This is a genomic window from Flavobacterium sp. W20_MBD1_R3, assembly GCF_052119725.1.
In the GTDB taxonomy this organism is placed as follows: domain Bacteria; phylum Bacteroidota; class Bacteroidia; order Flavobacteriales; family Flavobacteriaceae; genus Flavobacterium.
The window spans coordinates 227500-252202 of record NZ_JBGQOR010000003.1; the positions used below are offsets into that span (position 1 = coordinate 227500).

Genomic DNA, 24703 nt, shown 5'->3' on the forward strand with positions numbered 1-24703 from the left:
TTTATTTATAATGAATTTCTGTGTTTCAAAATTGCCACAACTGAAACAGTTTCAAGCTCAATATCAACTTTAAAAATAACTGTAAAACCTTTAAAAACATAATCTCTTATATTCTCATCTCCAAAATAAATTGACTTTTTGAAAAGAAATGGCCGCTGCAAATCTTTTTTTATGTTTTTTATTAATGCAATTTTAAACTTTCTTGCAGCAAGTGGTTTGTCTCTAGAAATAAAATCAATTATATCCTCCAAATCGTGATTAAATTCGATAGTTAATTTAATCCTCATATTTTGATATGGTTTTTTCCAGCAAAACATCTAGCTCCTCAAAGCTAGAATACACTGCAGTTCCATCATCAATTTTATCAATTCTGGACTGTAACATTCTTTTTTCTTCTTCAAAAGTTGACCTTTCCTGAACAATTTTTAGTTCATCCGATGAAAACGAACTTAATAACTCCAAAATTTTGGCTTTTATTTTTGGTTGAAATTCTAATCTAATTGTTTCCATAATCTTTTTGTTTGATGTACAAAGATAGGACTTTTTGGAAAGTAAAAACCGAATCTTACTGTTTGTAAAAAGGCAATCAAACAAGAAGTTAAATCTGTAACATTTTCAACCCGTTTTGCTTTTTTGCTTTTGGTTAAAAATCCTATCTTTGTCAAAAATCTATCAAAAATGAATCTATTACAACCCATTATAGAACAAGCCTGGGAAAACCGTGCTTTGTTACAAGAAACGACAACCACTGATGCTATCAGAGCAGTTATTGAATTATTAGACACCGGAAAATTGCGTGTTGCAGAGCCAGTAGGAGATAATTGGCAAGTAAACGAATGGGTTAAAAAAGCCGTGGTGATGTACTTTCCTATTCAAAAAATGGAAACATGGGAATCTGGAATTTTCGAATACCATGACAAAATGCTACTAAAAAGAGGCTATGCTGAAAAAGGAATTCGTGTAGTTCCTAATGCGGTAGCGCGTTATGGTGCTTACATTTCCAGTGGTGTTATCTTGATGCCAAGTTATGTAAACATTGGTGCGTATGTTGACGAAGGAACTATGGTAGACACATGGGCAACCGTAGGAAGTTGTGCTCAAATTGGTAAAAACGTACATTTAAGTGGTGGCGTAGGTATTGGTGGTGTTCTGGAACCGTTGCAAGCCGCTCCGGTAATTATTGAAGACGGAGCATTCATTGGTTCCCGATGTATCGTAGTTGAAGGCGTTCATGTAGGTAAGGAAGCCGTTCTTGGTGCTAATGTTTGTTTAACTGCCTCAACAAAAATTATTGATGTTACAGGTGAAACTCCAGTTGAAATGAAAGGATTTGTTCCTGCGCGTTCAGTAGTGATTCCAGGAAGCTACACTAAGAAATTTCCAGCGGGAGACTTTCAGGTTCCTTGTGCTTTAATCATTGGAACCCGCAAACCTTCAACAGATTTGAAAACCTCTTTAAATAATGCTTTACGCGAATATGACGTAGCCGTTTAATTTGTTTTAAAAACAAAAAAATATTGTATATTCCTCCCTTCAACGGGAGGTTTTTTTATGTTATGAAAATACTGGTTATACAACAAAAAATGATTGGCGATGTTTTGATAAGCAGCATTTTATGCAACAATTTGCGTATGGCTTATCCCGATGCTCAAATTGACTATTTGGTTTACAAATCTACAACGCCCGTTTTAGAGGGAAATCTAAGTATTGACAACATCATTCTCTTTGAGGAAAAACATCGCAACAGCAAAAAAGAATTTTTCCGTTTGGCCCTTCAAATTCGAGCTACTGAATACGACATACTGATCGATGCTTATTCGAAATTAGAAAGCTGGCTGATCGTTTTATTAAGTGGTGCCAAAAGGAAAATCTCCTATCAAAAGAAAGGACGAAATTTTTTATATACAGACAATGTTCCCTTTGCTGCTTTTCCAAAAACGAATTTAGGTTTAGCAATTGAGAGAAGACTTTCATTACTAGAGCCCCTAGATTTACCTATTGAGATAGATCCGCTACCCAAGTTATTTGTAACCCAAAAAGAAAATGAGGAAGCGCTATGTGTTTTTGAGCAACATCAATTACAAAAAAATAGAAAAACAGTCTTAATCAGCCTTTTGGGCAGCGAAAAACTAAAGACTTATCCGCTGGAATACATGGCAAAAGTAGTTGATACAATAGCCGATAATCAAGATGTAAATATACTTTTTAATTATTTTCCAAAGCAAATTGAGGATGCCAAAATTATTTTTGATGCCTGTAAAACTGCTACCAAAGAAAAGATCTATTTTGACTTATTAGCTAAAGATTTAAGAGGGTTTATTGCCATAATGAATCAATGTGACTTAATTATTGGTAATGATGGTGGCGCAATAAACATGGCAAAAGCATTAGGAAAACCTTCTTTTATTATTTTTTCTCCTTGGATCGAAAAGAAAATATGGGCCACTTTTGAAGATGGAATACAGCACATGTCCGTTCATTTGAATGATTTTAAACCTCAATTATTTCATTCAAAAACCGAAAAAGAACTCAAGAAAGAGGCACTTTCTCTCTACCTAAAATTAACACCTGATTTATTCGAGGATAAAATCGAACAATTTTTAAACCAAAATCTTAACAATACCCAAAAATCAAACCTAACTGTTCATCAAAACAAAGTGCCTGTAAGTGCTTTGATCATCACGTATAATGAAGCAGAGAACATTAAATCTGCAATAAACGATTTAGATTTTGCAGCAGAGATTATCGTAATCGATTCTTTTAGTACAGACCAAACTACAGTTATTGCCTCCTCACACGACAATGTAACAGTAGTTCAACATACATTTGAAAATTATGCTGCGCAGCGCAATTTCGCTATCAGTTTAGCCCAACATAATTGGATTCTTTTCCTTGATGCTGACGAAAGAATTAGTGCAGAACTTAAGGACGAGATCATGGAAGTTGTTTCTCAGGAAGAAAGTTTTTCAGCCTATTTTTTTCATAGAACTTTTATGTTCCAAAACAAAAAACTATTCTTTAGTGGTTGGCAAACGGATAAAATATTCAGACTTTTCAAAAAAGATAAAGCAAACTATGCCTCACAAAAGATTGTACACGAAAAACTAATTGTTAACGGAAGTGTTGGCAAATTAAAAAATAAACTCATTCATTTCTCGTATAAAGACCATTACAGTTACAAACAAAAAATGATTCATTATGGAAAATTAAAAGCCAAAGAAGAATTTAATAAAGGAACACAACCTAATTTTTTCCATTTTTATATCCGTCCGTTATACCAATTCTTATATCAATATCTCATAAGACTAGGGTTTCTTGACGGCAAAAAAGGAATTATAATCTGTTACTTGAACGCTTTGAGTGTTTTTGTTCGCTTTCAGGAGTTAAAAAAAATGAAATCAAATTAAGATTTCCAGAATTTTAATTGCTTTTTTAATCGTTTCTTTTTAGCAAATTTTTCTTGAAATTCTACTGTTGCCTGCCACATTTTTTCAAAAATTACACTACTTGATTGTTCATAATATTTTGAATATTCATCGCTCATTACAGCAATCATCTCTTTCTTTGGCGTAAGCCTGCTAAGATTTTTCATTCTTAAATCAAAATCCATGTTATCATGAAAATTCATTCGGTTTAAATCAACTAAATAAAAATTATACTGACCGTGAGCTCCCTTTTTGATCAAGGTATTTCCCGGAGAGTGGTCTAAAAATTCAATTCCTTTTTCATGCAAATCGAATGAAAATTTAGTGAATTGTCTCAATATTGCATCATGATCGGGATAATCCGGAATTTCAACTAGCTCTCTAAAGGTCAATTCAGTCTCGAGATGTTCGCTTACATAATAACTTGTATTTAATCCCAGAGAATCAAAATTCTCGAAATAAGCAATCGGTTGTGGGGTTCCTATTCCTTTTTCCAATAAAGCGGTTGCATATTCATAAGAACGTCTGGCCTTCGACTTTCGGAAATATTTGTATGCAATTTTATTGATCAGATTTGGAACTTTAAAGAATTTGATATTAATAAGTTGGTCGTCAACTTTATATAATTTAATTGCATTACGAGTTCCTCCATACAGTAATTCACCTTTGCTATCAAATGAATTTATAAAAGATATAATTAGTTCTTTTTTAAAAGCGGCATCTTTACAGAAAACATTTCGCATTTTATTATTTTAAAGTTACTACAGTTGCGTACTGCACATTTCTGATATCCATGTGAGTAAACAATAATGGGATGTTGTAAAGTATTGGTTTAATAGATTTTGTTACATTTATTCCTTCATGAACTAAAACTGTATATCCTAAATCAGTATACATCCTTTTGATACTCTTACCGGTAAAAAATCGTAAATGAGTTTTATCCATAACTCCATATTCGTCATATCGCCAATCTTTAGAAAATAAAACTCTGGTAAAAGTTCTAAAAAATCTAACATTTGGAATTGAACTTATAATAATGCCTTTTGCTGATAATTTAGATTTCAATAACTCCAGCACAGAATATGGATCTACCAAATGCTCTAAGACATCATTAAAATAGATTACATCAAAATAATTTTCAGGAAGTCCGTCAAGATGTGCTTCACAATTACCTGTGAAAACTCTATCTAAAACTGTTTTGGCAACATCTGCTTCTTGTTCCATTAATTCAATTCCCCAAACTTCAGCATCATTTTTTTGTTTGACTAGGGAAGCAAAAGCTCCGTTTCCGCACCCTATATCAATGACTTTTTTTGCACTTAACGGCAAATATTTCAGCATTTCTTTTCGGACATTATCATAGTAGCCAACTGGTTTATTTTGGTAGTATTTCATTTTTTGGTTTTTTGGTTTTACAGAAATACCAGTAAAACAGTGATATTTTTTACAAATATAAAAAATAATCTTAACTTGCGGGATTAATTACTGTGTATGAAAAAACTTCCTTCATGTTCCCTTGTGACTCCAACATATAATTGGCCTCAAGCATTAGAATTACTATTAATGAGCATCATGAATCAGAGCATTTTGCCAAATGAAGTTATTATTGCTGATGATGGCTCTACAGAAAACACAAAACAATTAATTACCGATTTTCAGAAAAAATTTCCGATTCCGTTGATTCATATTTGGCATGAAGATGTCAAAAACAGGAAACCGCGCATCATGAATAAAGCAATAGCTGCTGCTAAGTATGACTATATTATTGAAATAGACGGAGATATTATCATGAACAACCATTTTGTGGCAGATCATCTTACTTTTGCAGAAAAAGGGCATTATTTATTTGGTTCAAGAGTAAGCATTCAGGAATCACTTTTACCGGAGTTATTTTCAAAAAAAATAATCCATTTTAATTTCTTCTCTAAAGGAATTAAAAAAAGAGGCCGAACGATTCGATTTCCCTTTATTATGAATTTCATCAAAAGTATAACCAAACGATCTTCGAAACTTAGAGGATGTAACATGTCTTTTTGGAGAGCTGATTTCATCAAAATAAATGGTTTCAATGAAGATTTAGTGGGTTGGGGAATTGATGATTCAGAAATGATTCAGAGACTTCATAATATTGAAATCAAAGGAAAACGATTAAAACATGTTGGAATTGCCTATCACATTAATCATAAGGAACAATCCAAAAATGAAATTGAATTAAATAATGAAATCGAGAGACAAACGACCGAAAAGAAATTAACTTTTATTGAAAAAGGAATAAATCAGTATTTATAATGTTTGATGTAGCCATAATTTTAATCAATTATAATTCAAGCGAACACAGTATAAACTGCATTCGATCGATTATTGACAAGACTTCCAAAGAAATCAACTATCAAATTATTATAACGGATAATTGTTCTCAAAATGAAGACTATTTAAACCTGAAAAGATTTTGCGATCAAGCTAATTATCCCAATCTACAGTTACATAGAAACACAATAAATTCAGGTTTTGGAGCAGGAAATATGTTTGGAACGCACTATGCAAATTCCAAATACCTGGCTTTTGTAAACAATGATACTTTATTCAAAAATGATTGTTTATCAATTCTTAAAAAAGCATTAGACACCAATCCGGATATAGGAATTGCTGGAGCACAAGCTTATAAAGAAAATGGTGATTTTATGATCTCACTAGATCATTTTGCTTCACCATTAAGAGAAATTATAGGACGAAGTTTTCTAGAAACAATAAACCCTAAAAGATATCCGAATCGAAAAAAAAAATATTCAAAACCTATTCAAGTTAACTTTATTCCCGGAAGCTTTATGTTTATCCGAACTATTGATTTCAATAATGTTGGAGGCTTTGATACCAACATATTTTTGTATTACGAGGAAACAGATTTATGCATTCGATTAGCAAGAAAATCGAAATTTGCTTATTTAATTCCTGATGCGGAATTTATTCATTTTCATGGTATAAGCACAGAAAAATCATTGGCCATAAAGAAAGAATTAAAAATATCTTTATTGTATATTATTCGAAAGCATTACGGGTTTTTAGGACATAAAGCTGTTTTGTTTTTTCTTATTATTAAATACTTTTTTAGCAGTATTTTAAAACCTAAGAACTGGTCCCTATTTTTATTAATTTTGGTTGGAGCACCGCTGTCCAAATCATTAAAAACTAAACAAAAAATTGCGAATTTATGAACCTAAACGAAGAAATCCAAAAAGCCTACGAAATCATAAAAGAAGGCGGCATCATTCTCTATCCTACTGATACCGTTTGGGGAATTGGTTGTGACGCCACAAATCCAGAGGCTGTCGCTAAAATTTACAAACTCAAGAAAAGAGCTGAAACACAAAGCATGATTGTTTTGATGAATGGCGACAAAATGATTTACAATGTATTCAAAGACGTTCCGGAAGTAGCCTGGCAAATAATGGATTTCTCTGACCTGACCGAAAGCGAACAGGCAAATCAAAGGCCAACTACCTTAATTCTGGACAAACCACGAAACGTAGCACCTAATTTGATTGCAGCTGACAACTCCTTAGGAATTAGATTAGTCAAAGAACCTTTTTGTTTTAAATTGATGGAAAAAATGAAAAAACCGTTAGTTTCGACATCTGCAAATATCTCCGGACAACCTACTCCAAAAAGTTTCAAAGAAATCAGTCCTGAAATTATAAAAGGCGTAGACTATGTTGTAAATTTGCATCGCGAAAAAATCGCCGGAAAACCATCGACAATTATAAAATTGACAAGTGATTCTCAGGTGAAAGTGATTCGGAAATAAAATTACGTTATTGTTTGTCATTTCGACAAAGGAAAAATCTCATCAACTAATTCCTATTATTTGATTTCTCCTTTGTCGAAATGACAAAATACAGAAAATGAATGAACTACAAAACATCCTTACACAATAAAATATTTGAAGTCATCTCACAAGCTTCCCAAGAACTTAACGTTGAAAGTTATGTGATCGGTGGTTTCGTCAGAGATTTACTTTTGAAGAGAGACTTTAAAAAAGATATTGATATTGTTGCCGTTGGCAGCGGAATCGAATTGGCTTTAAAAGTGTCTCAACTACTCCCTAACAAACCAAAAGTTCAGGTTTTCAAAACCTACGGAACAGCGATGTTGCGTTTTGAAGACACCGAAATTGAGTTTGTAGGCGCCAGAAAAGAATCCTATCATTTTGAAAGTCGCAACCCGGTAGTCGAAAACGGAACCTTGGAAGACGACCAAAATAGACGCGATTTTACGATAAATGCGCTTGCATTATCTTTGAACACCGCTACTTTTGGAAATCTATCAGATCCCTTTAACGGATTAGAAGATTTAAAAAATAAGACAATCAGAACACCCTTGGATCCAGACATCACTTTCTCTGATGATCCATTGCGAATGTTAAGAGGCATTCGTTTTGCGAACCAATTGGGATTTGAAATTGAGGAAAATTCATTGAATTCGATAACCAAAAATGCAGAACGCATCAAAATAATTTCAGGCGAACGCATTGTTGATGAATTAAACAAAATACTTTCGACAGACAAACCTTCCGTCGGATTTTTATTATTGTTTAAAACAGGACTTTTAGACATCATTCTGCCGGAGTTGACAGCACTAAATGAAGTAGAGGAAATTGAAGGTCACACACACAAAAACAATTTTTATCACACGCTGGAAGTAGTCGATAATATTTGCCCGCATACCGATGACGTTTGGTTGCGCTGGTCAGCATTGTTACACGACATTGGAAAAGCGCCAACGAAACGTTTTACAAAAAAACAAGGCTGGACTTTTCACGGACACGAATTTCTTGGCGGAAAAATGGCCAAAAAGATATTTGAACGTTTGCATATGCCCTTGAATCAAAAGATGAAATTTGTACAAAAGATGGTTATGATGAGTTCACGACCGATAGTGTTATCTCAAGATACTGTCACAGATTCTGCTGTACGCCGTCTCGTTTTTGATGCCGGGGAAGATGTCGAGAATTTGATGACACTATGTGAAGCAGATATTACTACGAAGAATCCAAATAAATTTAAAAAATATCATAATAATTTCGAAATCGTCCGCCAGAAAATTGTAGAAGTAGAAGAACGCGATCAGGTTCGTAATTTCCAACCACCTATTTCAGGAGAGGAAATCATGGATTTATTCAACTTGAAACCATCAAAAGAAATTGGAATGTTAAAAGAAGCAATTAAAGAAGCGATACTAGAAGGAGAAATTCCAAATGAATATCAGGCAGCATATGAATTTATGCTAAAAAAAGCGGCTAAAATTGGACTAAAGATTAACGCTTGTTGAATTAACATTTAATTGTATTTCAAATATCTTTGCAAAAATTAATTCTAACAATGAAAAAAGAGAATAATTACGTAATTATCTGGCTTTTGTCAGGTTGTACATTATTGTTTATGATGGTTATAGTGGGAGGCATCACCCGATTGACAAATTCTGGTTTATCAATGACCGACTGGCATTTAGTCACCGATACTTTTCCGCCTCTTTCTGAAGAAAAATGGTCACAAGCTTTTGAAGAATATAAAAAATTTCCCGAGTACCAAAAAATCAATATTCACAATGACTTTACGCTAAGCGATTACAAATTTATCTATTTTTGGGAGTGGTTTCACCGTTTTATAGGTCGGATAATTGGCTTGGCTTTTATTGTTCCTTTTGTGTATTTCTTGTTCAAGAAACGTCTATCAACTGAAACCATCAAAAAATGTGTTGTTTTGCTGTTTATGGGTGGTTTTCAAGGATTTTTAGGTTGGTTCATGGTACGCAGCGGACTAATAGACAATCCAGATGTAAGTCATTATAGACTGGCATTACACCTCACATTTGCCTTTATCACCTTCGCTTACACACTTTGGGTAGCTTTAGATTTAATTTACCCTAACAAAACTAAAATTATCCTACCATTGAGAAACCTTGCGCGTGTAGCATTAATATTTCTGGTTATCCAAATAATTTATGGCGGGTTTGTTGCCGGTTTAAATGCGGGTTTAATTCATAACCACTGGCCTTTAATGAGTGATGGACAATTCATTCACGACAGTGTTTTTATCGAAAAAAGCAGCTTATTTCTGAATTTTATTGAAGGAAAAAGCGGCGTTCAGTTTGTACACAGAACTATGGCTTATGTGGTGGTGGGTTTAATTCTTGCGCTATATTTCACTAGTAAAAAACAAATTCTTTCTTCACTTCAGAAAAAAGGAATTAATATCTTAGTATTTATCGTATTTTTGCAATTCCTATTGGGTGTATTTACGTTGCTGTATAGTGTCCCATTGTGGTTGGGATTAGTACATCAAGTTATGGCTTTTATTTTATTATCGGCAATGACATTTACATTACATCGATTATCAAAATAAAAAATAAATAAACCTGATGGTTTAATCCGCAGGAAATTCAAAATAATACCTGACTATATTGTCGCATTTCTTGGTTTATAAACATAAATGTCTAAACTTGCTGCTCAAGATAAATTTTTAGATTTATCAGATTACGGAAGAACTTTCGGAAAATTCCTTGCCAATCAATTAAAAAATACCCGGTTTACTCCAATACATGTTACCTTGCTTTTTGGCGTTTCTGGTCTGATTGCTATTTATTGTATTATTGATGGATCTTATTTTTTAGCTGCTTTTTTCATCGTGTTGAAATCAGCAATCGATGCTGCAGATGGTGAGTTAGCGCGCTTAAAAAAAACGCCCTCGTACACGGGAAGATACTTGGACAGTGTATTTGATATCATTCTTAATTTTCTTTTTTTGATGACTATTTGTTACGTTTCAGAAACAAGTATATGGATGACAATTTTGGCCTTTTTTGGTATTCAATTGCAGGGAACTTTATACAATTATTACTACGTAATTTTACGAAACAAGTCGGTTGGTGGCGACACAACCAGTAAAATTTTCGAGTACAAATCACCACGTGCTTTACCCGGAGAATCTCAAAAATCAGTTGATATTTTATTCCAAATCTACACGATCGTTTATGGCACCTTTGACAAGATAATTCACTTCATGGACAAAGAGGCCTACAAAGTAAAAACGTTTCCTAACTGGTTTATGACGTTACTTTCTATTTACGGATTAGGCTTTCAATTATTGATTATTGCCATTATGTTACCTATTAATTTAATAGAATACATCATTCCATTTTTCATACTGTACACTACATTGATTTTTGTAATAATTGGGATTCGAAAGACATTTTTCAAGGTATAAATTCACCATAGGAAATATCTATAGCAACATAGCAAAAACAACATTACCAATGCCTTACAATAAAACACTTACAGTTGTGATTTAATAGATATTTCAATTTAATAAATTTTAACAATAAGTAGTAAATAATCTCATCTATAGGAATTATACAATAGATTCACAGAATTGTATAACAATTGAAAAGCTTAAAATTGCCAAATTTGTAAAGAACAAATAGTAATTTAAAACTTAGATATTATGCCAAATTCAAAAGAAATTGAAGGAAACTGGAATGAGTTAAAAGGAAAACTTAAACAAAAATATGCCGATTTGACGGATGATGATTTATTATATGAGGAGGGAAAAGAAGATGAAATGTGGGGTAAATTACAACAAAAATTAGGCAAGACCGAAAAAGAAATTAGATCATTACTTGATTAATTTTTAAATTCTAAACCTACCTAAACGGTTTCAAATAAGTATAAAAAATTTTCCTTTTAGATTTTTTTTACATCCATTTGAAACCGTTTTTTTTTGAAATAAAACTACCCAATCCACGTTTTAAAATCGGATACTTTTTCCCTACTTACAATCACTTCTTCCTCTTTAAAAGAGGGCAGAATAACTTTCAAACGGGAGTTGCTGTAGACTACAATTTCCTTAATTGCTTTCAACGGAATTATAAATTTTCTGCTGATTCGAAAGAAATCTGCTGGATCTAATTCCTGTTCTAAAAGTTCCAAAGTACATTCGATTAAATAATTCCTATTATCAAAAGTATGCAAATAGGTTCCTTTATTTTCACTAAAAAAACATTCGATTTCATCTATCGAAATCACTTTCAAATGTTGGCCTATTTTTACCGTAAACCGTTTTTTATAGTTTTTCTCAAATGGATTCGTCAGCATCTTTTTGATTTGCTCAAAATCGATTCCCAAGCTTTGTGGTTGTGTTTCCTGTTTTGGCAAAAGCGACTTGAATTTGGCGACAGCAATTTTGAGATCATCTTCATCAATGGGTTTCAAAAGATAATCTATGCTATTCAATTTGAAAGCCCGAAGCGCATATTCATCATAAGCGGTCGTGAAAATTACGGCACTCTTAATCTCAACTTTTTCGAAAATTTCAAAGGACAACCCATCCGACAACTGAATGTCCAGAAAAATCAAATCCGGATGTTCATTTTTAGAAAACCAATCCAGTGCTTCTTCCACGGAATGTAACATCACTCCCACTTGAATATTTATTTTTTCCAGTTTTCTTTGCAGTAATCTGGCAGCTGGTTTTTCGTCTTCTATAATTATTGTAGTCATTTAATATCGAATGATTTGTTTGTTGAATTGTTTATGTGATTATTTGCTTAACTGAAAACTGCGACTAAATTCTGAATACACCCTTTCACTCCCATTTTTCACTTTTTTCTTTCTCCATCAACTCCTTGATTTTTTTCTCTTCCCAGTTTCTTCCAAAAATCCAATTGGGCAAGAAGGTAGAAAAAGCGTGAGATGTTAATCCAATTCCCCAGAAGAAAGCCGTAAAGAAATTCTCCATTTTAAAGTAGCTTTCGCCAAGATCTAAATCTTGAATATTGACAAACACAATCATCATATTCACTACTAAATAAACAATCAAATGAATATAAAATCCTTTTATTTTTTTTACACGTGCGATGGCTTCAATATACTGTAACTCTGTAACTGCATCTGTTTTCATGATATTAGTGGTTTTGATTTTTATCTTTGTCCATCAACTCATTAATCTTTTTTTCTTCCCAATTAGTTCCTAAAAAGGGCATGTAATTAAAGACTTTCATACCATGAAAAACCAATCCAATTCCCCACCAAAATAGCGGCCAAAAAAACCATAAGTATTGAGGTGATGTGGACAAATTAATAATTGCCAAAGAAATAATCACAATACTATAAACCGTTAAATGTCTGTAAAAATCTTTTATTTTTCCTACCTGCTTTTTGGCTTGAAAATATTTTTCTGAGTTGTCCATATTAGTTTCTATTTTTTTTAAGTTTTAGGAATCTCAATTCCATTTATTATTCTGATTGTCTTTATTCAAAATCTCATTAATCTTTCGCTCTTCCCATGATTTTCCGTACCCAAAAACTTCCAAACCATGAAAAGTAAGTCCCATTCCCCAACCCAATAACGGAAACCAAAACCATTGGAAATTAGCGCTATAACTTAGATTAATAAAAATTAAAAACGAGATTACTAAACAATATGAAATTAAATTTCCGTAAAATCCTTTCAGTTTTTTCACGTGTTCTGCTGCTCTCAAATATGCTCCCGTTTCATCGTAACTATATTGTGTTTCCATAACTGAAATTTGTTTTGTTAGAATCGGTATTTTCACCGTAAATGTTTGTTCGTTTTGGGCAATCAAAACTTTCCTGTTGGTGATAATCCCATATCGATTAACGATATTTTGCAACCCAACACCTTGACGTTCTTGTAACACTTCTTTCTTTTGATAATCGTTTTGAACTGCCAGATAATCGCCTTCGACATAAATCCGGATGTGCAGCGGTCTTTGTTCACTAACCACATTGTGCTTCACCGTATTTTCCAATAAAAGCTGTAAAGAAAGCGGTACGACTTTGGCTTCAGCCGAAATAGCTGTCGTTGGCATTTCATAAAACAAACTGTTTTCAAAACGCATTTTCAATAAATTCATGTACGTTTTGGCAAAAGCTAGTTCTTCATCGACAGAAATTAGTTCTTTATCTTTTTGTTCCAAAACGTACCGGTAAATCTTAGATAACGAGGTTGTAAATCGCTGTGCATTTTCCGGATTTTCTTCAATCAAAGAACTCAGAACATTCAAACTGTTGAAAAGGAAATGAGGATCAATTTGGTTTTTTAAACTCTCAAACTTAGCATTTGCAGTTCCTGCGATGATTTTCTGTTCCTTAACTTTATTTTCATTGTATGCTTTGTAGAAATAGATGGCATGTATTGTTAGAGTAACAAAAAAAGTTATAATACTTGGTCCTACATAGTTTTTCGGTTTTTCATTTTCCAGAAACTCTTGCAAACTTTGGTTATTATACACTACCTCTTCAAACAAGTGCAATAAAAAAATTATGATTAAAGACAAGACAACCGAACCCGCGAAACCTACCAACAATCTCTTTTTAGAAAAACGATCAACAAAGAGAGCATCCAATTTCATAAAAAACAGTGCATTTGTTCCATAAAGCGAAAACGTGTACAATGCTGTAAAGAAAAAATGAACCAAAAGTCTTTTGTCAAAATGAATTTCACTACCCATAATCACATTAATCACTTCTATTACAATAAATATAATCAGGGTTAGTTTTATTACTTTTTGAAGTTGTTTGTATAATATATTCATTTTATTTTGCTTTTTATTCCAATGCTACAATCAAGAAAAAGTTTCTTTTCTCTTATTTACAATTTTTTTGTGCTGCTAAAGCTCTGTCCAATCCCCACTTTGGAGAAAATGGTGTTTCCGGTTTAAAAGTAGCAAAAAGTCCAATAGCTTTTTCAATTTGTGCGCACATTGGTTTGGTATCGGTTCCCCAAAATTGCGCACCACCAATTTCAAATTCGGCTTTACCAAAAACAACTCTTGGATTTTCCGGAGCAATTGCTTGTGCTTTTCCGTACAATTCCATGACCGTTCCGGATAATTTTTGTCCGTTTGTCATTGGGTCAAAAGCAATCCAAGCGGTGTGAATCATCGCTTGCATCACCAACAATTCGGCATTATTTGGATTTTTATCCATTTCAATATCCAATGATTTTTGTGCTTTTGAAAGTAATAAATTCATTTGATCTTTATCTTTGGTTCTAAAAGCAGTTGTCGTATTTACTAATGCCACGTAATAATTAGGCAACCAACTTGTTTTTTCGGCTGCTGCAATTCGTTCGAATAGATCTGAAGCTTCCGTGTTTTTTCCTTCACCCCATAATTGGAAGGCTTTTCCCATTCCTTGTTCAAATTGCCCTTGAGCAGATACTAAACTACAGATAAAAAATACGATTGTGGTGATAACTTTTGTCATGATTTCTTGGTTTTGAATGGTTGTTTTTTTTGATGATTGAAACGTTGTGTTATTTATACTTCAAAAGTATCTCGGTTTTCATTGGATTAAAATTTATAAATACTGAACTGTAGAATTTGATGGATGAATTGCTATTTAGTCCAAAGTTGTAAAGTCGAAAGTCATAAAGTCGAAAAAGTTTGCGCTAATAAGGACTTTAGACCTTTGACATTATACTTTATGACTTTTTTAAAGATTCCTCAATTGATTGTCTTTTTTATCATTGCTGATGGTCCAAAAGAATCCTACGAAGAAAAAACGATCGGCTGTAGGAATAATTTCTTTTCTGTTGTAAAAGCCTGCATTATCTGGATTGTTCGCGTATTCGTATCCAAATACATTCTGAGAACCTAAAACATTGGAAACCGAGAAATACAAAATCTTTTGCTGACTCAATAAATACGCCCAATTAAAACTCAAACTGTTATACGATTTTGTTTTTCCATTCATGAATTTCGTTTCGTTCGGATTGTTGTAGGGACGCCCGGAACTATAGGAATTCGTGAAACCTATCTGCGATTTCCAATCGTTTATCCAGTATTTCGTAACGATTGATAAGCTGTGATCCGCAACGAAACTTGGCGTCACTTGAGAACTGAAATTTTTATAATCTCTTTCGGTGTCGATGAACGAATAGGAAACCCAATATTCTAAGTTTTTGATTGATTTTCCATCTCTCCAAAACAAATCCAAACCTTTCGCATAACCCGATCCTGAATTATCGTAAACCGAACTATACGCTGCCATTTGGGTGTCGAATTTTACTAAATCGCGATAGTCTTTATAATAGGTTTCAGCACGAAATGTTTTACCATTTTTATTGTATTGAAAATTCAAAATGTAATGCGATGCTTTTTCACTTTCAAACTGATTGCTGTTGGAATATTTGATGTATTCCGCATTTGGAGTTTGGGTAAAATCACCGTAAGCAAAGGATAACTGACTGTTTTTTGCCATTTTATACGCAAATGAAATTCGGGGTGAAATAGCAGTTTCGTTTAGCAAATCATTGTTCGAAGCCCGTAATCCTACTTTTGCAGCCCACTTTTTAGAGAAAAAAATATCAGCTTCAGTATAAACAGCTGCTATGTTCGAATCGTACCCGTTGGTGAAAACCGAACCTGAATTTGAATTGAAATCCTCGTTGAATTGGGTAACAAAATAATCCGCTCCAAAGTATAGTTTCAATCGGTCGGAAAAACTTTTTCTTAATTTTAATTTCAAATGGGCCGCGTTTTCATCATTCGCCACCTTATCTGAATCTAAATTTATTTTGTTGTTGCTGTAACCATAACTCAACCCCGAAGTAACTTGCCAGTTGTTCCCAAAAACACCTTTGTATGATGAATTCAAATAGAAATTATTGTTGTTTAAATCAACTCTGATTTTCTCCGGTGAATTGATATTTTCCTGATTAATATCGAATTTAGATGAATCAAAAGCAGCGTATACTTTCAAAATCCCATTATTGAAATTATAACGATACACCGTTTCTCCTGACAACGATTGAAAAGGACTATTCCAATCCACATTTTGAGGAATCAAAGCTTGATACGGTGCTAAATTCAAGTAATTAGCATTGACGCTCAACGAACTTTTTTCCCATTTTTGAGTATTTCCAAGTCCTAAACCAACAGTCATTAATGATATTTCGGTTTTATTTTGGTCTGGCTCATCTTGGGTGTTCAATAACAACACACTAGATAATGCCTCCCCATATTCCGCGGAATAACCACCTGTAGAAAAAGACATTCCGCTGAACAGAAAAGGAGAAAATCGGCCTCTTGTAGGTACGTTATTTGTACTCGCTCCATACGGTTGCGCTACCCGAATCCCATCTACAAAGGTTTGCGTTTCATTGGCCTCACCACCACGAACAAATAATCTTCCGTCCTCGCCTACCGTTTGTGTTCCTGGCAAGGTTTGCAAAGCCGCAATAATATTCCCCGCAGAACCAGCTGTAGTCACAATGTCTAATGGTTTTAGGACAGAAACTCGGGCTTTATCACCCGCTTCTAATGTTCCTGCAGTAATGACAACCGCATCGAGAGAGGTAACACTTTCTCGAAGTTTGATTGTTTTGTTTTGGAAATTAGCCACGTCAATTACTGTTTTTGAAGTTTCAAAAATCAAGAAACTAACGACCAAAGTTGGATTGCCCGTTGTCGCAGTTGTAAAACTAAATGCACCAGTTTCGGTAGTTGAAGTCCCATCATACGTCCCTTCGATAAAAATATTAGCTCCAGAAACCAGTTTTCCTTTCTCATCCACCACTTTACCCGAAATTATATTTTGTGAAAAAATAGTCAGACTAAATAATAGAACAGCAAAAGTGAAAATTGATTTAAGACTTTTCTGAGAATGATTTGATTTTTGAGTAAATGATGGTTTCATGATGTTTGATTTTGATGAAGCAAATATCTATCACAAAAATCAGAACCAGAAAAAGTTAATACTGAACTGTTGAAATTATAGGATGAGTTGTTTAATCAATACATTTTGATTTTGAAATCATGCATTTTTTATTTTATTATGAAAACCTTAAATTTGTGTATATTCAAATTTTGAAAAAATGAAAAAATCAATCTTTTTACTTGTATTACTTTGCTTTAGCACGACAATATTCTCCCAGGAAAACACACCAACATTTGATGAAAACCTGGCAAAATTACTGAATGCAGATGATTACGGAATGAAACAATATGTTTTTTGTTTATTAAAAACAGGAACTAATACAACCGCAACCAAAGAAGAAACACAAAAATTATTTGAGGGACACATGGCTAACATTAATCGATTAGCAAAAGTAGGAAAACTGGTTGTGGCAGGTCCTTTCATGAAAAACGAAAGAAATTACAGAGGCATTTATATTTTTAACACCAGCAGTATTGAAGAAGCTAAAACATTTGTGGCGACAGATCCTGCTGTACAATCAAAACTTCTGGAAGTAGAATTAACGCTTTGGTATGGAAGTGCCGCTTTGCAAGAAACACTGAAAATCCATGATAAAATTGCTAAAACTAAAATGTAACAGCATATACAGCAATTTGTTTTGCTCAAATTTATAAACTATGATAACCGAAAAAGAAAAAATGATTGCCGGAGAATATTATTTGGCGGGCGATCCAGTTTTAGTAAAAGACAGACGAAGATCTAAAAACCTGCTCCATAGACTGAATGTTACGGAATACAGGATTACTAAAAAAGCGCGGGAAATAATCAAAGAGCTGATTCCGAATGCAGGTGCAAATCTTTATATTGAACCTCCATTTTTTTGCGATTATGGATATAATATCAGTTGTGGCGAGAATGTTTATTTCAATGTAAACTGTGTTGTTTTGGATTGTGCCAAAGTAACTATTGGTTCCAATGTCTTTTTTGCGCCAGGAGTTCAATTGTACACCGCCACTCATCCGCTGGATGCTGAATTGCGAAAAACACTGGAAAATGCCTTACCCATAACCATTGGCGATGATTGCTGGATTGGCGGAAATACGGTGATTTGTCCGGGTATTACCATTGGAAATGGTTGTGTAATTGGAGCAGGATCTGTAGTTACAAAAGACATTCCTGACAATTCATTGGCGGTAGGAAATCCGGCGAAAGTGATTCGGAAATTGAATGAATGATGAATGTTGGAATTGCAATTTCTCAAAACTAAATTTTCCTATCTTTGTTATAACAACTTAAACAAATCATAATGAAACATCTAAAAACATTTTTAGTCTTGGCACTTTTTGTTGTCTCAAACTCAGTTTCGGCACAATCCACTTTTGATAAATGGCCCGCCATAAAAGAATTACACGAAGTGATGTCGCAAACCTTCCATCCGGCAGAAGAAGGAAATTTGGCCCCAATCAAAGCGCGTTCAGAGGAAATGATGAACAAAGCCGCGATGTTATTAAAATCTGATATTCCAACAGAATTTAGAACCGATGCTATTTTAGCTTCAGCAGAACGATTACAACTTAAAAGTAAAGCGCTTCACAAATTAGTACTTTCTAATGGAGCTGATGCAGCAATTGTGAAATCAATTACCGATTTGCATGACACTTTCCATGAGATTGTAGGACTGTGCTCCGATATCAAGAAATAACAAAAAATATTTTTTACAAATCGACCGCTACCTTATTATTTGTTTAATTATTTGTTAAAATTATTAAACAAACAATAAAAATGTGTACCTTTGAATATCTTAATTTAATTTAAACTTAAAATATTGACTATGAAATTAGTAAAAACAATTAGTGCATTTGCATTGTTAGGAGTAATCGCTACTTCTTGTGGAGAGAAAAAAACAGCTGATTCGTCAGAAATGACTGATTCAACAGCAGTAGCAATGGATACTACAGTTGTAGTTGAAACACCAAACATTGTAGGTGTAGCGTCAGGAAATGCTGATTTTTCTACTCTTGTAGCTGCCGTCAAAGCAGCAGAATTAGTGGAAACATTGAGTGGAGACGGTCCTTTTACTGTATTTGCTCCAACTAATGCGGCTTTTGACAAACTTCCTGCGGGAACTGTAGATGGTTTATTGAAACCAGAAAGCATTGATAAACTAAAAGCAGTTTTGACATACCATGTCGTTTCAGGAAAATTTGACGCTGCTACAGTAATCGATGCAATCAACAAAAATAACGGAAAATATACCGTTACAACTGTTCAAGGTGGTGCAATCGTTTTAAGCTTAAAAGATGGTAAAGTGCTATTAACAGATGCAAATGGAGGAACTTCAACAGTTGTTCTAGCTGATGTAGCTGCTTCAAACGGTGTTATACACGCAATTGATTCAGTAGTAATGCCTAAATAAGGTGTTGAAATACTTTTTTAAAAACCGTTGCCATTGCGCAACGGTTTTTTTTTGGATTTATCACACGTAAAACATAAATTAAAAGAATCTTTTAATCAATCACTATTTGACTTATTTTTTTTAAATTTCGTTGATTAAAGTACATATTTCAATCCGATTTTAAATTTATAAAAGTATCTTTCAAACTTATATTGTTCTGTAATATAGTCATCAAGAATACCTTGTACCGAGTCTCATTAATGAAAGTCTGTAAATATTATTAAATAATAAAAAAGAGTTTCATTCCAGCTGATCTTCAAATTTAAAATCGAGTTTGTTGGTTAAAGCCCACTATTTTTACGCTTATTTTTTGAAAAAAATCAGTACTGTGCGTTCTAAACGTAGCATTTATTTACCAACCAACATTATACAATATGAATATAACACACTTATTTAAAGAATTTTTTGAAAGTGAAAAGTCAGGTGGCCTCGTTTTAATTGGATGTACCCTAATATCATTGCTTCTGGCTAATTCCTTTATTGGTGCCGATTATGGTCTTTTTTGGTTAACAAAAATTGGTGGTCTTACTCTCGAACATTGGATAAATGATGCTCTGATGGCAATTTTTTTCTTGTTGATTGGTTTAGAATTAGAAAGGGAAGTATATCAAGGTGAACTTTCGAACATTAAAGATGCGCTGTTGCCTATTTTTGCGGCAATGGGTGGCTTACTTATCCCTGCCGGACTATACTTGTTTTTTAATTTTGGAACACCTACTCAATCAGGTGCCGGTATCCCAATGGCAACCGACATCGCATTTGCACTTGGCGTTTTGTCCTTACTAGGCAACCGTGTTCCAGTATCGTTGAAAGTGTTTTTGACAGCTTTTGCAGTTATTGATGATTTGTGTGCCATATTAGTCATTTCTATTTTTTATACCACAACTCTAATTTGGATGAACTTATTTATAGCACTTGGAATTTTTGCTTTGCTACTGCTTTTGAACCGCCTAAAAGTAAGAAACCTAATTCCCTACTTAATTGGCGGCGTAGTCATGTGGTATTTTATGCTTAATTCTGGTGTTCATGCAACAATTACAGGAGTTTTGTTGGCTTTTGCAATACCCTTTGGCAACGGCGATAAAAAATCATCTTCATACATCTTACAGCACTTTTTGCACAAACCGGTTGCATTTATTATCCTTCCCATTTTTGCATTGGCCAATACTGCAATTGTTTTAAGTTCTGATATAGGCGCAATACTTACACAAAATTATAGTATTGGAATTGCACTTGGTCTAATCGTAGGCAAACCGTTAGTAATATTTATTTTGACCTTTTTAGCAGTAACTTTCGGATTGTGCAAACTGCCACAAGACCTCAATTGGAAAGCAATAATAGGTGTAGGATTTTTAGGTGGAATTGGATTTACAATGTCCATCTTTATAACACTTCTGGCATTTGAAGATATTACTATTATTAATAATGCCAAATTTGTCATTCTAATTTCGTCATTACTTGCCGGAATAATAGGTTTTGTAAGTTTGAAAATAAGCTTAAAAAATATTCCAACCACTAACAATTAAGTACTTATTAAGATTTTTTTCTTTAAATAAACGAATTAAGGAAAGTGAAACAGGAATTGTAATTAGGTTAATATTCCTGTTTTTGGAATAAAACAGAAAAATAAATATATCAAAAACCATTTTTGGTTTGAATTTTTTTCTTCGTGGCACTAATTATAATAAAAATTAGTAGAACCGACGAATATTAAAATCAAGAACTAATTGTCTAAAGGATTATTAAACACTTAAAAGTCACTTTAACTTGCAAACGAATATCTAAAAATCATTTAAACCAATAGCAAAACGTGCAGCAAAACTGGAACTTTTATCATACAATGAATAAGATTCCAATAAAAAAAAACTTCTTATTAAAAATATTTCACAATTTGAATTTATAAAACCATTCAAACGCTTATTTTTGCGCTATGGCAAAGAAAAATACAGACAAAGTTGTCTTTCATCAAATAAAAGTCCTTGATGCTGGTGCAAAAGGCGTTTCGGTAGCAAAGGCTCCGGATGGTAAAGTAGTTTTTATCCCGAATGTGGTTCCTGGCGATGTAGTTGACGTACAAACTTTCAGAAAGCGTAAAGCGTATTATGAAGGAAAAGCTATTCATTTTCATGAATACTCAGAGCATCGAGTAGAACCTATTTGCGAGCATTTTGGTGTGTGCGGTGGTTGCAAGTGGCAAAACATGAAATATAGCCAACAATTGTACTACAAGCAAAATGAAGTGAAAAACCATTTGCAACGCATTGGAAAAATAGAACTACCTGAATTTGAACCAATTCTAGGTTCGGAGAAACAGTTTTTTTACAGAAACAAAATGGAATTTTCGTTTTCGAACAGCCGATGGTTGACAGAAGCAGAAATCGGCAGCACCGAAGATTTAGGAAATAGAAACGCACTTGGTTTTCACATTCCGAAAATGTGGGATAAAATACTGGACATCAACAAATGTCATTTACAGGAAGATCCTTCGAATGCAATTCGAAATGAAGTGAGAGATTTTGCAAATGCAAATGGACTTACTTTCTTTAATCCAAGAGCGCATGAGGGTTTATTGCGAACATTAATGTTGCGAACATCTTCGACTGGAGAAATCATGGTTTTGATTCAGTTTTTTGAAAATGACAAAGCCAACAGAGAATTAATCTTAGATCATCTCTATGAGAAATTCCCACAAATTACTTCGCTCCAATACGTGGTGAACAATAAGGCAAACGATACTTTATACGATACTGATATTAAATTATATAAAGGTAGAGACTACATTTTAGAAGAAATGGAAGGATTGAAATTTAGTATTAACGCTAAATCTTTTTACCAAACTAATTCGGATCAAGCCTATGAATTGTATAAAATAACACGAGATTTTGCCGGACTTACTGGAAACGAAATTGTTTATGATTTATATACCGGAACTGGAACAATTGCTCAGTTTGTTTCTAAAAAAGCAAAAAAAGTTATTGGTGTAGAAAGTGTTCCTGATGCTATTAAAGATGCAAAAGCTAATGCAATCCGCAACGAAATAACAAATTGTGAGTTCTTTGTGGGAGATATGAAAGTAGTTTTCAACGATGATTTCATCGCACAAAACGGTCATCCTGATGTGATTATCACAGATCCACCAAGAGATGGAATGCATAAAGATGTAATCGAACAAATTATGAAAATTGCACCTGAAAAAGTGGTTTATGTCAGTTGTAATTCAGCTACACAAGCGCGCGATCTGGCGTTGATGGACGAAAAATACAAAGTGACTCGCGTTCGTCCCGTGGATATGTTTCCGCAAACACATCACGTGGAGAATGTTGTACTTTTAGAAAGAAGAAAATAGTAGCCAGTTTGCCGTTTTTAGCATTCGTAAAGTAAATTACAGAACTCTAAAAACGGAATACTGAACACAGAATCGTATAATATGAAAAAGACTTTTTTATTGTTATTGTTTTTTGCTTTGACTTTTTCCAGTTGTGAGAAAGATGACATTTGCGATGCCAATACCCAAACTACACCAAGATTAGTGATAGAATTTTACGATTTTTCTAATCCTTCTGTTCTAAAAAATGTTACAAATCTAAAAGTAGTTGGTGAAGGGATGACAGATGAAATTATTTTTAATGGTCTGCAAACGACCAGCTCAAACATTATTTCAATTCCATTGAAAACAGCCGAAACGTCTACCACTTATAGTTTCACGCTTAATTCAGGTAATTCTAACACTGCTCTAGTTGATGAAGACATCATAAAATTTGATTATACAACACAAGAACTTTTTGTATCCCGAGCCTGTGGTTACAAGACACTATTCACATTAGATCCTACAAATCCGTATTCCCATACTGATGCAACAGCAACAAATCAAAAATGGATAAAATTTATATCAGTCGAAAAAAGTAACATTGAAAACGAAAATGAAACACACATTAAGATCTTTTTTTAGTATTGGTCTCCTATTGTCGTTGACTTTGGTACAAGCTCAAGAGACAACACCTATCAAAAGTGATCCAAAAACTAACAAAACAGAACAGATTATTCCTGCAGCCCCTTTACCATTAGTAGAAATTAAACCAGCTGCAAAAAATAACGATTCTATTTTTGCAAAAACTGATCGCTATGGAATACGTGTTGGAGTTGATTTATTCAAACTGACAAGAGCTTTGTATGACAAAAATTATAAGGGAATTGAATTTGTGGCTGATTATCGGTTGACTAAAAAGTACTTTTTAGCGGCCGAAATCGGGAACGAAAACAAAACTACAGATGATGATCGTGTCAATTTTACAACCAAAGGATCCTACATAAAAGCAGGTTTTGATTATAATGCTTATGAAAACTGGCTGGATATGGAAAATATAATCTCTATAGGAATGCGATACGGTTTCAGTACTTTTAATCAGGAATTAAACAGTTATCGCATCTACAATGCAAATCCTTATTTTGGTGAAGTCCCACAGATTACATCTGGCAAGAAGTTCAATGGCTTAAGCGCAAGCTGGATCGAAGTGGTAGCAGGCATAAAGGCCAAAGTCTTTGACAATGTCTTTGTTGGTTTCAGCCTTAGATTGAACCGATTAGTAACCAATAAAGAACCAGAAAATTTCTCTAACTTATACATTCCTGGATTCAACAGAACGTATGATGGTGATTTTGGAGTAGGTTTCAATTATACGGTAACTTACTTTGTTCCTATTTATAAGAAAAAAGTAAAACCTGTTATAGTTCCAAAAAAGTAGAGAAAAAATAACCGCCAATTCGCTAATTTTTATTTTTGGTAAAAATTAGCAAATTAGCGGTCTATATTTTAAAAATAATATCTTAGGATTTTTTCCCTATCCTATTTCCTTAATTCCTTTCATGAAGATCCACTTCATGAATAATTTTTCTCCATCTTTAGTTTTTATTGCATGAAATTTTGGAGATAAAAGTGTTCCAATGACAAATGCGGTCAACGGAATCCAAAATCCGGTTAAATTTGTGTAATGTTCTACTAAATATCTGGCAGAAATAAATAAAATTGCAAAACATCCCAATTGATATAGAAATGCTCGTATTTGTAATTTGGTCAAAATAAATTATGATTTGTAATTATGAGTATAAATT

Annotated in this window: 28 protein-coding genes; 17 read left to right on the top strand and 11 right to left on the bottom strand. The window is 33.5% G+C overall.

The window, feature by feature from the left end:
• Positions 1-5: 5 nt before the first annotated feature.
• The gene (locus ACEN2F_RS06915; RefSeq protein ID WP_441737335.1) at positions 6-287 is read right to left on the bottom strand and encodes a type II toxin-antitoxin system RelE/ParE family toxin; all 282 of its coding nucleotides are present in this window, start codon (positions 285-287) and stop codon (positions 6-8) included.
• Positions 277-510 (bottom strand): hypothetical protein, encoded by a 234-nt coding sequence (locus ACEN2F_RS06920; RefSeq protein ID WP_441737337.1) that lies wholly within the window; start codon positions 508-510, stop codon positions 277-279. Before ACEN2F_RS06920 ends, ACEN2F_RS06915 begins: the two co-directional genes overlap by 11 nt.
• Before the next feature lie 168 nt (positions 511-678).
• Here ACEN2F_RS06920 and ACEN2F_RS06925 point away from each other — a divergent pair, with 168 nt between their 5' ends.
• Together ACEN2F_RS06925 and ACEN2F_RS06930 are read left to right on the top strand one after the other, a co-directional pair.
• On the top strand, positions 679-1494 hold the full coding sequence (locus ACEN2F_RS06925; RefSeq protein WP_441737339.1) for a 2,3,4,5-tetrahydropyridine-2,6-dicarboxylate N-succinyltransferase: 816 nt from the start codon (positions 679-681) through the stop codon (positions 1492-1494).
• 62 nt (positions 1495-1556) lie between these two features.
• Positions 1557-3407 carry a glycosyltransferase family 9 protein gene (locus ACEN2F_RS06930; RefSeq protein ID WP_441737341.1) on the top strand — a complete coding sequence of 617 codons (1851 nt, stop codon included), beginning with the start codon at positions 1557-1559 and terminating at the stop codon, positions 3405-3407.
• Here the strand turns inward: ACEN2F_RS06930 and ACEN2F_RS06935 are convergent.
• A complete protein-coding gene (locus ACEN2F_RS06935; protein WP_441737343.1) occupies positions 3404-4168 on the bottom strand; it encodes a lipopolysaccharide kinase InaA family protein in 765 nt (254 codons plus the stop codon). The genes ACEN2F_RS06930 and ACEN2F_RS06935 overlap by 4 nt on opposite strands.
• 4 nt (positions 4169-4172) lie before the next feature.
• On the bottom strand, positions 4173-4820 hold the full coding sequence (locus ACEN2F_RS06940) for a class I SAM-dependent methyltransferase (RefSeq protein ID WP_441737345.1): 648 nt from the start codon (positions 4818-4820) through the stop codon (positions 4173-4175).
• A gap of 96 nt (positions 4821-4916) precedes the next feature.
• Here ACEN2F_RS06940 and ACEN2F_RS06945 point away from each other — a divergent pair, with 96 nt between their 5' ends.
• The 7 genes from ACEN2F_RS06945 to ACEN2F_RS06975 all read left to right on the top strand — a co-directional run bounded on the left by ACEN2F_RS06945 (position 4917) and on the right by ACEN2F_RS06975 (position 11104).
• Positions 4917-5714: a glycosyltransferase family 2 protein gene (locus ACEN2F_RS06945; protein WP_441737347.1), complete on the top strand. Its 798-nt coding sequence runs from the start codon at positions 4917-4919 to the stop codon at positions 5712-5714.
• Positions 5714-6637, top strand: coding sequence for a glycosyltransferase family 2 protein (locus ACEN2F_RS06950; protein ID WP_441737349.1), 924 nt, complete (start codon positions 5714-5716; stop codon positions 6635-6637). The genes ACEN2F_RS06945 and ACEN2F_RS06950 overlap by 1 nt, the downstream gene beginning before the upstream one ends.
• Complete coding sequence (locus tag ACEN2F_RS06955; protein ID WP_441737351.1) at positions 6634-7227, top strand: L-threonylcarbamoyladenylate synthase; 594 nt, start codon at positions 6634-6636, stop codon at positions 7225-7227. The genes ACEN2F_RS06950 and ACEN2F_RS06955 overlap by 4 nt, the downstream gene beginning before the upstream one ends.
• A 101-nt stretch (positions 7228-7328) precedes the next feature.
• Positions 7329-8750, top strand: a complete 1422-nt coding sequence (locus tag ACEN2F_RS06960; protein WP_441737353.1) for a CCA tRNA nucleotidyltransferase — start codon at positions 7329-7331, stop codon at positions 8748-8750.
• A gap of 50 nt (positions 8751-8800) precedes the next feature.
• Positions 8801-9823, top strand: coding sequence for a COX15/CtaA family protein (locus ACEN2F_RS06965; RefSeq protein ID WP_441737355.1), 1023 nt, complete (start codon positions 8801-8803; stop codon positions 9821-9823).
• Between the two features lie 87 nt (positions 9824-9910).
• Positions 9911-10684, top strand: a complete 774-nt coding sequence (locus tag ACEN2F_RS06970; protein WP_441737357.1) for a CDP-alcohol phosphatidyltransferase family protein — start codon at positions 9911-9913, stop codon at positions 10682-10684.
• Between the two features lie 237 nt (positions 10685-10921).
• On the top strand, positions 10922-11104 hold the full coding sequence (locus ACEN2F_RS06975) for a CsbD family protein (RefSeq protein ID WP_441737359.1): 183 nt from the start codon (positions 10922-10924) through the stop codon (positions 11102-11104).
• A gap of 104 nt (positions 11105-11208) precedes the next feature.
• Here the strand turns inward: ACEN2F_RS06975 and ACEN2F_RS06980 are convergent, their stop codons facing one another.
• The 6 genes from ACEN2F_RS06980 to ACEN2F_RS07005 all read right to left on the bottom strand — a co-directional run bounded on the left by ACEN2F_RS06980 (position 11209) and on the right by ACEN2F_RS07005 (position 17139).
• Positions 11209-11976 carry a LytR/AlgR family response regulator transcription factor gene (locus tag ACEN2F_RS06980; protein ID WP_441737361.1) on the bottom strand — a complete coding sequence of 256 codons (768 nt, stop codon included), beginning with the start codon at positions 11974-11976 and terminating at the stop codon, positions 11209-11211.
• 85 nt (positions 11977-12061) lie between these two features.
• Positions 12062-12376 (bottom strand): 2TM domain-containing protein, encoded by a 315-nt coding sequence (locus ACEN2F_RS06985; protein WP_441737363.1) that lies wholly within the window; start codon positions 12374-12376, stop codon positions 12062-12064.
• 4 nt (positions 12377-12380) lie between these two features.
• On the bottom strand, positions 12381-12665 hold the full coding sequence (locus tag ACEN2F_RS06990) for a 2TM domain-containing protein (RefSeq protein WP_441737365.1): 285 nt from the start codon (positions 12663-12665) through the stop codon (positions 12381-12383).
• Positions 12666-12698: 33 nt separating this feature from the next.
• Entirely contained in the window at positions 12699-14033 is a 1335-nt protein-coding gene (locus ACEN2F_RS06995) for a 2TM domain-containing protein (protein ID WP_441737367.1), read from the bottom strand.
• 52 nt (positions 14034-14085) lie between these two features.
• Positions 14086-14706 (bottom strand): hypothetical protein, encoded by a 621-nt coding sequence (locus ACEN2F_RS07000; RefSeq protein WP_113666180.1) that lies wholly within the window; start codon positions 14704-14706, stop codon positions 14086-14088.
• Between the two features lie 228 nt (positions 14707-14934).
• A complete protein-coding gene (locus ACEN2F_RS07005) occupies positions 14935-17139 on the bottom strand; it encodes a TonB-dependent receptor (RefSeq protein ID WP_441737369.1) in 2205 nt (734 codons plus the stop codon).
• Positions 17140-17317: 178 nt separating this feature from the next.
• Here ACEN2F_RS07005 and ACEN2F_RS07010 point away from each other — a divergent pair, with 178 nt between their 5' ends.
• The 8 genes from ACEN2F_RS07010 to ACEN2F_RS07045 all read left to right on the top strand — a co-directional run bounded on the left by ACEN2F_RS07010 (position 17318) and on the right by ACEN2F_RS07045 (position 24336).
• On the top strand, positions 17318-17776 hold the full coding sequence (locus ACEN2F_RS07010) for a YciI family protein (protein ID WP_441737371.1): 459 nt from the start codon (positions 17318-17320) through the stop codon (positions 17774-17776).
• A gap of 40 nt (positions 17777-17816) precedes the next feature.
• The gene (locus ACEN2F_RS07015; RefSeq protein ID WP_441737373.1) at positions 17817-18374 is read left to right on the top strand and encodes a sugar O-acetyltransferase; all 558 of its coding nucleotides are present in this window, start codon (positions 17817-17819) and stop codon (positions 18372-18374) included.
• 71 nt (positions 18375-18445) lie between these two features.
• On the top strand, positions 18446-18841 hold the full coding sequence (locus tag ACEN2F_RS07020) for a hypothetical protein (RefSeq protein WP_441737375.1): 396 nt from the start codon (positions 18446-18448) through the stop codon (positions 18839-18841).
• A 129-nt stretch (positions 18842-18970) separates the two neighbouring features.
• Entirely contained in the window at positions 18971-19555 is a 585-nt protein-coding gene (locus tag ACEN2F_RS07025) for a fasciclin domain-containing protein (RefSeq protein ID WP_441737377.1), read from the top strand.
• A 413-nt stretch (positions 19556-19968) separates the two neighbouring features.
• Entirely contained in the window at positions 19969-21120 is a 1152-nt protein-coding gene (gene nhaA, locus ACEN2F_RS07030) for a Na+/H+ antiporter NhaA (protein WP_441737379.1), read from the top strand.
• Between the two features lie 404 nt (positions 21121-21524).
• Positions 21525-22940: a 23S rRNA (uracil(1939)-C(5))-methyltransferase RlmD gene (rlmD, locus tag ACEN2F_RS07035; protein ID WP_441737381.1), complete on the top strand. Its 1416-nt coding sequence runs from the start codon at positions 21525-21527 to the stop codon at positions 22938-22940.
• 81 nt (positions 22941-23021) lie between these two features.
• On the top strand, positions 23022-23543 hold the full coding sequence (locus ACEN2F_RS07040; RefSeq protein ID WP_441737382.1) for a DUF6452 family protein: 522 nt from the start codon (positions 23022-23024) through the stop codon (positions 23541-23543).
• Positions 23515-24336 (top strand): DUF6048 family protein, encoded by an 822-nt coding sequence (locus ACEN2F_RS07045; protein WP_441737383.1) that lies wholly within the window; start codon positions 23515-23517, stop codon positions 24334-24336. The genes ACEN2F_RS07040 and ACEN2F_RS07045 overlap by 29 nt, the downstream gene beginning before the upstream one ends.
• Before the next feature lie 96 nt (positions 24337-24432).
• Here ACEN2F_RS07045 and ACEN2F_RS07050 read toward each other — a convergent pair whose 3' ends face one another.
• The gene (locus ACEN2F_RS07050) at positions 24433-24669 is read right to left on the bottom strand and encodes a hypothetical protein (protein WP_091172024.1); all 237 of its coding nucleotides are present in this window, start codon (positions 24667-24669) and stop codon (positions 24433-24435) included.
• Between the last annotated feature and the right edge of the window lie 34 nt (positions 24670-24703).